Source organism: Janthinobacterium pasteuri (assembly GCF_051380775.1).
GTDB lineage: Bacteria > Pseudomonadota > Gammaproteobacteria > Burkholderiales > Burkholderiaceae_D > Janthinobacterium.
In genome coordinates this window covers 1-7,884 of record NZ_JBNYXS010000046.1, presented here as the reverse complement: position 1 = coordinate 7,884, position 7,884 = coordinate 1, and the positions used below count along the sequence as shown (strand labels likewise).

Sequence of the window (7,884 nt, the reverse complement as noted above, 5' to 3'; positions counted from 1 at the left end):
CGAATTATCTGGGGTGGCGCTGGATACTCGACGCCGGACGCATCCGCTCCCCAGAAACATTGTTGAAGGCAACCATGGGAGAGTTCCCACACCTTACGGTGACATAGCCAAAAAAAACGCCGTCGATGACGGCGTTGCGGGTATTGGCGGCTTCAGCGCTTGCGGCGCAGCCAACTGGCGGCAACGGCGGCCACGGCCACGAGGACCAGGGCCGGTTTGACCAGCTTCTTGCGTCCGATAAACGATAACGCCGTCAGCACGTAAGGCATGGCACCTTGCAGGCGCATGCCGCCCGGTGCCAGCAGGGACTCGACGCGGTGGCCGGCAAAGCCGACAGCCGTCCCGACCACGCCCTGCAGCAGCGATTCGGGACGCAGGGCATAGCCCACGTTGGCGCGCGCATGCACGATGCCCACGCGATACATTTCGCCCTGGGCGATCAGCAGGCGCTTGCGGGCGGCTTGCACCGCCAGTTTGTCGTTTTCCGACATGAATTCTCCTCGTAAGGCAGGCTGGACATGGCGGGCACCGTTCCGGTACAAGTCCAGGTGGTTCCCGCCAGCAGCTTACATCAGCATGTCGCGGTCGGCCTTCAATTCCGCCATGGTGGCGGGCATGGACAACTTTCCTTGACGCAGCATGGCGCGCGCATACATGACCAGCGCGATGGCCAGCAGTACGAACACGACCGTCATGATCGCCAGGATCTTCCAGCCCAGGCTATCCCAGGCCAGGAAAACGATCAGCACGCTGCCGTAAGCGATGGCAAACAAGCCGGCCACCGTCGCCAGGGCGAAAATGACCACCAGCTGCAGCATGTGATTGCGCACTTCCGACAGTTCGATGGTGGCCAGTTCCAGCCGCGACAACATCAGTCCGACAGCGTTTTTGGCCAGGCCGGCGACCGAGCCGATCAATCCCGGCCCCTGGTGAGACGAAGCAGACTTGTCCATATCGCTCCTGACGGTGGATTACTTGCGGCCCAGGATGAAGCCGACCAGCACGCCGACGCCAGCGGCGACGGCCACCGTGCGCCATGGGTTTTCCTTGACGTAACCGTCTGCCTGGGCAGCCATCTGCTTGGTGGCAACGATAGCCGACGCTTGCGCTTCGTGCGCCTTGGCCAGGGCGGCATCCAGGGTTTTCATGCCTTTGACGCGCACTTCATCGGCTTTTTCGCCGGTCAGGGCGGCAGCGGCGCTGAACAGGGCTTGCGCATCCTTGACCAGGGTTTTGACATCATTATTGACGGTGGTGATATTGTTTTCCAACATGGTTTAGCTCCTTAGCTATGGATGAATGTAGTTACTATACCTACTTTACTCAAAAACACTATTCCATCAGATCGCGCATATCATCGGCGTGCTCTTCCTCGACAGCCATGATTTTGATCAACAAATGGCGTGTGGTCGGGTCTTTGTCGCCAATTTTCACGATCATCTGGCGATACGACTCGATCGCTACCCGTTCCGCGATCAAATTGGCACGCACCATACTTTGCACGTCTTCGGAGTCATCATACTCGGCATGGCTACGCGCAAGCAATGTTGCAGGATTAAAATCTGGCTTGCCATTCAGTTGCACGATGCGTTCGGCCAGCCAGTCGGCGTGCTCCTGCTCCTGCTGCGCATGTTCAAGGAACTCGGCCTTGATGCTGCCATTGTCGCGCCCGCTCACTGTGTAGTAATGGCGTTTATAGCGCGCAATACACACCAGTTCGGTGGCCAGCGCCCCATTCAGCAGCGTAATCAATTCCTGGCGGTCGCCCTGGTAGCCGGCCGTCACGGCGCCGTCGTCCAGGTTTTTGGCGGCAGCGCGGATGGCGGCCGTGTCGATGCCAGCTGGAATCTCAACAGATGTTTGTGTCATGATGTTTCCTTTCAAATCTTGCATGGGTATCCACCGGCCGACATGCGGCCGGTGCTGCCTGGGTACTGCCGCGCCAACGGGCGCAGCTTAACGGCGGGCGGGAATGGCCGTGTTATCTTCCGACAAGACGATTTCCACCCGGCGATTCAGCTGGCGGTTCGCCGCGCTGTCATTGCCGGCGGCCGGGTAGGCGGCGCCATAGCCTTTGGTGGCGACGCGGTCGCGGCCGATGCCTTGTTCCAACAGCGCATTGCGCACGGATTCGGCGCGGCGCTGCGACAATTCCAGGTTGTGCGCGGAGCCGCCCGTGCTATCCGTAAAGCCTTCGATCAGCACGGTGCGCTGCGGGTTGTTTTTCAGCACATCGGCCAGCTTGCGTGCCGTATTCGCGCCATCGGCCGTCAGGTTCGCCTTGTCCGTGCCAAACAGCACGTCACCCAGGGTAATGACCATGCCGCGTTCGGTTTTCTTGGCGGCCAGGTCGGCCAGCTGCACTTCCAGCGCGGCGGCGCGGGCCGTGGCGTCACGGGCCGATGCTTCGGCCGATTGCGCCTGGGCCTTGGCCGCTTCCGCATCGGCTTGCGCCGCCTGGGCGCGCGCCGTGGCCTGGTCAGCCTGCTGCGTGCGCGCATCGAGACGCAACTGGTCGCGCTGCTTGCCGGCGTTGGCCACATCGGCTTCCGCTGCCTTCTGCTTGGCTACCTCTTGTGCCGTAGCAATTTTTTGCTTGGCCAGGTAGGCCAGCTTGTCGACCTTTTCGCTGTCATCCTGGCGCGTGGCGGCGGCGTTCGCCGCTTCCAGCGCAGCGCTCGCTTCGCGGAATTCGCGTGGTGCATAGGTCGACACCAGCGGGTTCGATTGCGCCGCCATGTAGTCGCCGCGCGTCTGGTCGAGCAGGCTGGTGGTGGTCGGTGCGGAGCTGCAGGCGGCAACTAAAGCGGCCATGGCCAGCAGGCCGGGAATGGTGGTGTAAGTAGCTTTTTTCATGATGGGGTCCTGTTCTGTTCTTATTGTTAGTTATTGTTTCGGCGCTTGCTGGTTGGCACGGTCGAGTTCTTCACGCATGACGCGGATGTTCTCGTTGATTTCATCAGCGGCGCTGGTGGCCTTGGCCGAGTTGGCCTTGCTTTGCGCCAGCTTGGCATCGGCCTGCGCCTGGTCGGCCAGGTCGCGTGCCAGTTTGTAGTCGCGATCTTTCAAGGCCTGGTTAGCCATGCGCATTTTTTCGCGGGCCGAACGCATTTCATCGGGTGCCAGGTCGGCGGCGCCAGCGCTGGCGGCGTTATCGACGGCGGCGCGCGACACGGCGACATCGGCCGTGGCTGGCGTTTTCAGGCTGGAACAGCCCGTCATCAGGACGACGGCGGTGGCGCAAGCAGCCAGGGCGGCCAGTGGGGACATCGTGAAATCTCGGTTTGTCATTTTTCTTCTCCTGGAGAATGTTAAGCGGTAAGTTTCATACGTCGGTGCATCTGGAATCAGGAACGGCGTTTGATGTATGACGTTATAGGCTTCGGCTCCCCGCATATCCGTTCGGTGCCGCACATAGAGTGAGAAATCGACAATACTTGCATGGGCAAGGTGCGCCAGCGCACGCCTGCGCCAGCAAAACCTGAAACGCCCCCCCTTTGTAGCGATTCCTGTAGCATCTTGCTTCTGTCCAGAAAGAAACACTTCTTACCCCACACCCTATGCCACGTTTTATCTCCCTCTCACGCCGCCAGAAAATCGCCCTCGCCAGCACCGCCGTGCTCGTCGCCCTGCCCGTCACGGCCGCCGTCGTCCTGCTCAATATGGACTGGAACCGCGCCAAGCCGTGGCTCAATGCGCGCGCCAGCGAAGCGCTCGGCCGGCCCTTCGCCATTGCGGGCGACCTGTCGCTGACGTGGCAGCAGCCGCCGACTGCGGGAAAACAAAGCTGGCGCACCTACCTGCCATGGCCGCACTTGCAGGCGCAAGACGTACGCCTGGGCAACCCGAGCGCCATGGCAGAGACGGATGAACAGGCGCAGCTGGCCAGCGTGCGCCAGCTGGCGTTTTCACTCAATCCCCTGGCACTGCTGGACAAGAAAATCATCATCCCGCAATTGCGCTTCGACGCGCCACAGGTGCGCTTGCTGCGCAACAAGGATGGCAAGAACAACTGGACCTTCGACAGGCAGGAGCAGCCGTCGCCGTGGCAGCTGGAACTGCAAAGCGTGGTCTTCAGCAAGGGCAGCGTGACGCTGGACGATGACGTCACGCACACGGCGATGCGCGCCGATATCGACACCATCGCGAACGATGCGCGCTACGGCATCGCGTGGAAACTGTCCGGCAACTACCGTGGCGAAAGCATCCAGGGCGGCGGCAAGGCGGGCGGTGTGTTGTCGCTGCAGCAGCAAGGTAGGCCCTTCCCCATCCAGGCCGACATGCGCGCGAACGACAGCAGCGTGGCCATCGAAGGCACGCTGACGCGCCCGGCGGACCTGGCCGCACTCGACGTGCGCCTGAAAATTTCCGGGCCCAGCATGGCGCGGCTGTATCCATTGACGGGCGTGCTGCTGCCGGAAACGCCGCATTTCAGTACGGAAGGCCATTTGACGGGCACCCTGGCGCCGCGCGGCGGCGAATGGGTGTACGACCAGTTCAGCGGCAAGGTGGGTTCCAGCGACGTCGAAGGCAAGCTGGCCTTTTCGGCCAGCACGCCGCGCAAGCGCCTGACGGGTGAAGTCCACTCGCGCCTGCTGCAATTTTCCGACCTGGGTCCGCTGGTGGGCGCCGATTCCAGCGCCAGCAAGAAGGAACGGGGCGTGCCGTCGACGCAGCCGGCCGGCCGCGTGCTGCCGGTGGAAACCTTCAAGACGGAGCGCTGGACCAGCCTGGACGCCGATGTGCGCTACACGGCCGATAAAATCACGCGCGACGCCGAACTGCCGATCAGCAAGCTCGACACGCATGTGGTGCTGACGGACGGCGTGCTGTCCTTGACGCCGCTCAACTTCAATGTGGCGGGCGGTACCCTGACGTCGCAGATCAAGCTCGACGGCAGCGGCAAGGTCATCGCCAACGGCATCGCCGCCGAGCTCAAAGCGAGCGCCCGCCATCTGCACATCCAGCAACTGTTTCCCCGCCTGCCGGCCCTGCAAGCGAGCGTAGGCGAAATCAATGGCGACGCTTCGCTGTCGGCGACGGGCAATTCCGTCGCCAGCCTGCTGGGCAGTTCGAACGGCGAAGTGCGCGCGCTGATCAACCGGGGCAGCATCAGCAAGCTGCTGCTGGAAGAAATGGGCTTGAATATCGGCAGTGTCGTGCTGACCAAGCTGGTGGGCGACAAGCAGGTCAAGCTGAACTGCATGGCCGCCGATTTCGTCGCCACCAAGGGGCTGATGCACACGCGCCAGTTCATCGTCGACACGGACGATGCGGTGCTGCATATCGACGGCACGGTCAACCTGGCCAATGAGCAACTGAACCTGACCTTGCAGCCGGACAGCAAGGGGCTGCGCGTCTTTTCGCTGCGCTCGCCCCTGTATGTGCAGGGTACCTTCAGCAAGCCCGACGTGAGCGTCGACAAGGGCGTGCTGGCCCTGCGCGCCGGCGGCGCCCTGGCGCTGGCCGTGGTAGCGCCCGTGGCTGCCCTGCTGCCGCTGGTCAATACCGGTCCCGGCGAGGATAGCGAATGCGCAGCCCTGCTGACCCAGGCGCGCGCCAAGCCGGTGGCGCCGAAACCGGGCAAGACACCGCGCAAACACCGCTGAATAATAGGGAAAGATAGGGCGGGCCGTGCACGATTACAATTGTTACACCCCTATGTGCGTTGCCGAACAGACCCTGCCTTGTCACAATCCTATTCTGTGATCGTGCCTGAACACGTGGCGATACGACATTCCACCGGCCCCTACCAGGCCGGCGCCACGAGGTCCGAATTCATAGGAGAACTATCATGCAAATCATTAAAAAAATCGCCGCTACCACTTCCGTTGCCGCTCTGCTGCTGAGCTTGACCGCTTGCGCCAACATGTCGGGACAGGATAAAAACACGGCCATCGGCGCCGGCGTCGGCGCCGTCGCCGGTTCCGTGCTGACGGGCGGCAGCGCCATCGGCGCAGTCGGCGGCGCCGCCGTCGGCGGCGTGATCGGTAACCAGGTCAAGCCGAAGTAATCGTAGATCAAGAAAGCGGGGTGGGCGCCCAGGCGCCCACCCCGCTTTTTTGCGTCTGCGGCACAATGATGCGGAAATCAGACGAAGACGTTGGCCATGCCGATGGCGCCGCTGTCCTTGACCAGCGCGTAGCAGCGGCAGGAGACGGCTTCCAGCCCCGCCGAATCGAGGATTTCGATATTGCCGCGACTGTAGGTGATCAGCTTTTGCTGTTGCAACGCGCTGGCTGCCTTGGTCACGCCAACCCGCCGCACGCCCAGGGTATGGGCGAGGAATTCATGCGTCAGGTGAAATTTTTCCGACTGCAGGCGGTCGCGCGTGATCAGCAGCGAACGGGCCAGGCGTGCCTCGAGCACGTGGAAGCGGCTGCACACGGCAATCTGGATGGCTTGCGCCAGCAAGGTGTCCGTGTAGCGGTACAGCAGGCGCTGCAGGGAATCGAGCTGGGCAAACTCGGCGCAGAACTCCGCCCGCGCGATGCGGCTGGCCGTGCCGGAACGTTGTACCACGGCACGCACTTGCGCCAGATCATGACCCAGCGCGACGGATGCGCCCAGTACGCCTTCGCGGCCGACGGAACCCACTTCCAGTGTCATCCGTCCTTCCGCCACTGCCAGCAGCGAGATCAGGCAGTCGCCGGGGAAGTAGATGTAGCCGATGGGCTGGCCCGGTTCGTACAGCACCTCGCCCACCTCGACCGTGACGCTATCAACCAGCGCCGTCAGGTGCCGCAGGTCGTGCTCGGGCAGGCTGGCCAGCAAGCGGTTGCCGGCGTCAAGCGGGCCCGCAGGCGACCCCAGGCCAGATCGGCCTGCGTCGCGGGACAGGGTCATGCTGGCGTTCGTTGGTCGCATTGCTTTTCCTCAGTGTCGTTACAACTCGACATAATTTTTACCAAGCCTACGGTGCAGTACCGTCCCTGTATGTACGGTGACGCACGGAAGCGGGGCACGCAGCACAGCACACTGGCTGCATGCACGGATAACACGCACTACCCATTTTATTATTTAAGAAAACCAAGGAGCCTTCCATGACCACCACCAAATCCCTCCACCCGCTGGTGCTTGCCGCCGCCGTCGCCATCCTGCTGTTCTGCGGCGTGGGCACGGCAGCCCTGATGGGCTGGCTGCCCTCATCCCAGGGCGATGCCCAGCCACTGGCGGCCAGCACCTCGGCCGAACAGCTGGCCAGCCTGCAGGCGAACCAGCCGCAAGCGAACTTGCAGCCTGCCGGCGCACAAGCGCTGGCTGCCTTGCCGCCGCAGCAACAACCACAGCAGCAACCCGTGCGCCAGCCGCAGCCCCAACAGCAACCACAGCAGCAATACGCGGCAGCCCCGGCGCCGCAGGTGTGTGGCAATTGCGGCGTGATCGAAGCCATCCATGAAGTCAATACGCGCGCCGAAGGCAGCGGCGTGGGTGCGGCTGGCGGCGCCGTCGTCGGCGGCTTGCTGGGCAACCAGGTAGGCGGCGGCCACGGCAGGCAGCTGGCTACCGTGCTGGGCGCCGTTGGCGGCGCCGTGGCTGGCAACCAGATCGAAGGCAGCGTGCGCGCCACGCGCAGCTACAACATCGTCGTGCGCCTCGATAATGGCAAAACGCGCACCGTGCACCAGAGCACTGCGCCGAACTGGCGCCAGGGCGACCGCGTACGCGTCGTCAACGGCGGCTTGCGCGCCATCGGCTAAGGGAACCGCGGCGGCGCCGCTGCCGCAATTAGTTGCAAATTAAATACACGCCCGGCCTGTCCGGGCGTTTTCTTTGGCTCTGTCCCCGATAAGTAGGGGAATTGCGAGAATTTTCCTGGGGCCCTGCTGTCTGACGGTACATAGTAGACAAACGGGAGTCTTCCATGCAGCCAGCCCAGTGGAA

10 protein-coding genes and 1 pseudogene are annotated in these 7,884 nt (G+C 62.8%); 4 read left to right on the top strand and 7 right to left on the bottom strand.

All coding sequences use genetic code 11. From position 1 onward, the window contains the following. Positions 1–107: pseudogene (locus ACQ4WN_RS26055) on the top strand (IS1595 family transposase); the annotation flags it as partial. Between the two features lie 45 nt (positions 108–152). On the opposite strand, the gene ACQ4WN_RS26050 reads toward ACQ4WN_RS26055, so the two are convergent. The 6 genes from ACQ4WN_RS26050 to ACQ4WN_RS26025 all read right to left on the bottom strand — a co-directional run bounded on the left by ACQ4WN_RS26050 (position 153) and on the right by ACQ4WN_RS26025 (position 3,291). Continuing rightward, positions 153–491, bottom strand: coding sequence for a hypothetical protein (locus tag ACQ4WN_RS26050; protein ID WP_436554109.1), 339 nt, complete (start codon positions 489–491; stop codon positions 153–155). Positions 492–566: 75 nt separating this feature from the next. After that, a complete protein-coding gene (locus ACQ4WN_RS26045; protein WP_070224915.1) occupies positions 567–953 on the bottom strand; it encodes a phage holin family protein in 387 nt (128 codons plus the stop codon). An 18-nt stretch (positions 954–971) separates the two neighbouring features. Continuing rightward, entirely contained in the window at positions 972–1,274 is a 303-nt protein-coding gene (locus ACQ4WN_RS26040) for an ElaB/YgaM/YqjD family protein (protein WP_035826246.1), read from the bottom strand. A gap of 58 nt (positions 1,275–1,332) precedes the next feature. Then, a complete protein-coding gene (locus ACQ4WN_RS26035; protein ID WP_099380109.1) occupies positions 1,333–1,869 on the bottom strand; it encodes a ferritin-like domain-containing protein in 537 nt (178 codons plus the stop codon). Between the two features lie 87 nt (positions 1,870–1,956). Further along, positions 1,957–2,856: an OmpA family protein gene (locus tag ACQ4WN_RS26030; protein WP_436554108.1), complete on the bottom strand. Its 900-nt coding sequence runs from the start codon at positions 2,854–2,856 to the stop codon at positions 1,957–1,959. Positions 2,857–2,886: 30 nt separating this feature from the next. Beyond that, positions 2,887–3,291: a DUF4398 domain-containing protein gene (locus ACQ4WN_RS26025; RefSeq protein ID WP_436554107.1), complete on the bottom strand. Its 405-nt coding sequence runs from the start codon at positions 3,289–3,291 to the stop codon at positions 2,887–2,889. Positions 3,292–3,560: 269 nt separating this feature from the next. Between ACQ4WN_RS26025 and ACQ4WN_RS26020 the strand changes: the two genes are divergently transcribed. Then, the gene (locus ACQ4WN_RS26020) at positions 3,561–5,609 is read left to right on the top strand and encodes an AsmA family protein (RefSeq protein WP_436554106.1); all 2,049 of its coding nucleotides are present in this window, start codon (positions 3,561–3,563) and stop codon (positions 5,607–5,609) included. Positions 5,610–5,794: 185 nt separating this feature from the next. Further along, positions 5,795–6,013, top strand: a complete 219-nt coding sequence (locus ACQ4WN_RS26015) for a YMGG-like glycine zipper-containing protein (RefSeq protein ID WP_077401543.1) — start codon at positions 5,795–5,797, stop codon at positions 6,011–6,013. Positions 6,014–6,090: 77 nt separating this feature from the next. On the opposite strand, the gene ACQ4WN_RS26010 is transcribed toward ACQ4WN_RS26015, so the two are convergent. After that, on the bottom strand, positions 6,091–6,867 hold the full coding sequence (locus tag ACQ4WN_RS26010) for a Crp/Fnr family transcriptional regulator (protein WP_436554105.1): 777 nt from the start codon (positions 6,865–6,867) through the stop codon (positions 6,091–6,093). 176 nt (positions 6,868–7,043) lie between these two features. On the opposite strand from ACQ4WN_RS26010, the gene ACQ4WN_RS26005 reads away from it, so the two are divergent. Further along, positions 7,044–7,700: an outer membrane lipoprotein gene (locus ACQ4WN_RS26005; protein ID WP_436554104.1), complete on the top strand. Its 657-nt coding sequence runs from the start codon at positions 7,044–7,046 to the stop codon at positions 7,698–7,700. Positions 7,701–7,884: the final 184 nt, after the last annotated feature.

What these genes read in the sequence shown, in the direction of transcription:
- ACQ4WN_RS26050 (WP_436554109.1), bottom strand. Translation starts at nt 491, where the DNA reads ATGTCGGAAAACGACAAACTGGCGGTGCAAGCCGCCCGCAAGCGCCTG.
- ACQ4WN_RS26045 (WP_070224915.1), bottom strand. Translation starts at nt 953, where the DNA reads ATGGACAAGTCTGCTTCGTCTCACCAGGGGCCGGGATTGATCGGCTCG.
- ACQ4WN_RS26040 (WP_035826246.1), bottom strand. Translation starts at nt 1,274, where the DNA reads ATGTTGGAAAACAATATCACCACCGTCAATAATGATGTCAAAACCCTG.
- ACQ4WN_RS26035 (WP_099380109.1), bottom strand. Translation starts at nt 1,869, where the DNA reads ATGACACAAACATCTGTTGAGATTCCAGCTGGCATCGACACGGCCGCC.
- ACQ4WN_RS26030 (WP_436554108.1), bottom strand. Translation starts at nt 2,856, where the DNA reads ATGAAAAAAGCTACTTACACCACCATTCCCGGCCTGCTGGCCATGGCC.
- ACQ4WN_RS26025 (WP_436554107.1), bottom strand. Translation starts at nt 3,291, where the DNA reads ATGACAAACCGAGATTTCACGATGTCCCCACTGGCCGCCCTGGCTGCT.
- ACQ4WN_RS26020 (WP_436554106.1), top strand. Translation starts at nt 3,561, where the DNA reads ATGCCACGTTTTATCTCCCTCTCACGCCGCCAGAAAATCGCCCTCGCC.
- ACQ4WN_RS26015 (WP_077401543.1), top strand. Translation starts at nt 5,795, where the DNA reads ATGCAAATCATTAAAAAAATCGCCGCTACCACTTCCGTTGCCGCTCTG.
- ACQ4WN_RS26010 (WP_436554105.1), bottom strand. Translation starts at nt 6,867, where the DNA reads ATGCGACCAACGAACGCCAGCATGACCCTGTCCCGCGACGCAGGCCGA.
- ACQ4WN_RS26005 (WP_436554104.1), top strand. Translation starts at nt 7,044, where the DNA reads ATGACCACCACCAAATCCCTCCACCCGCTGGTGCTTGCCGCCGCCGTC.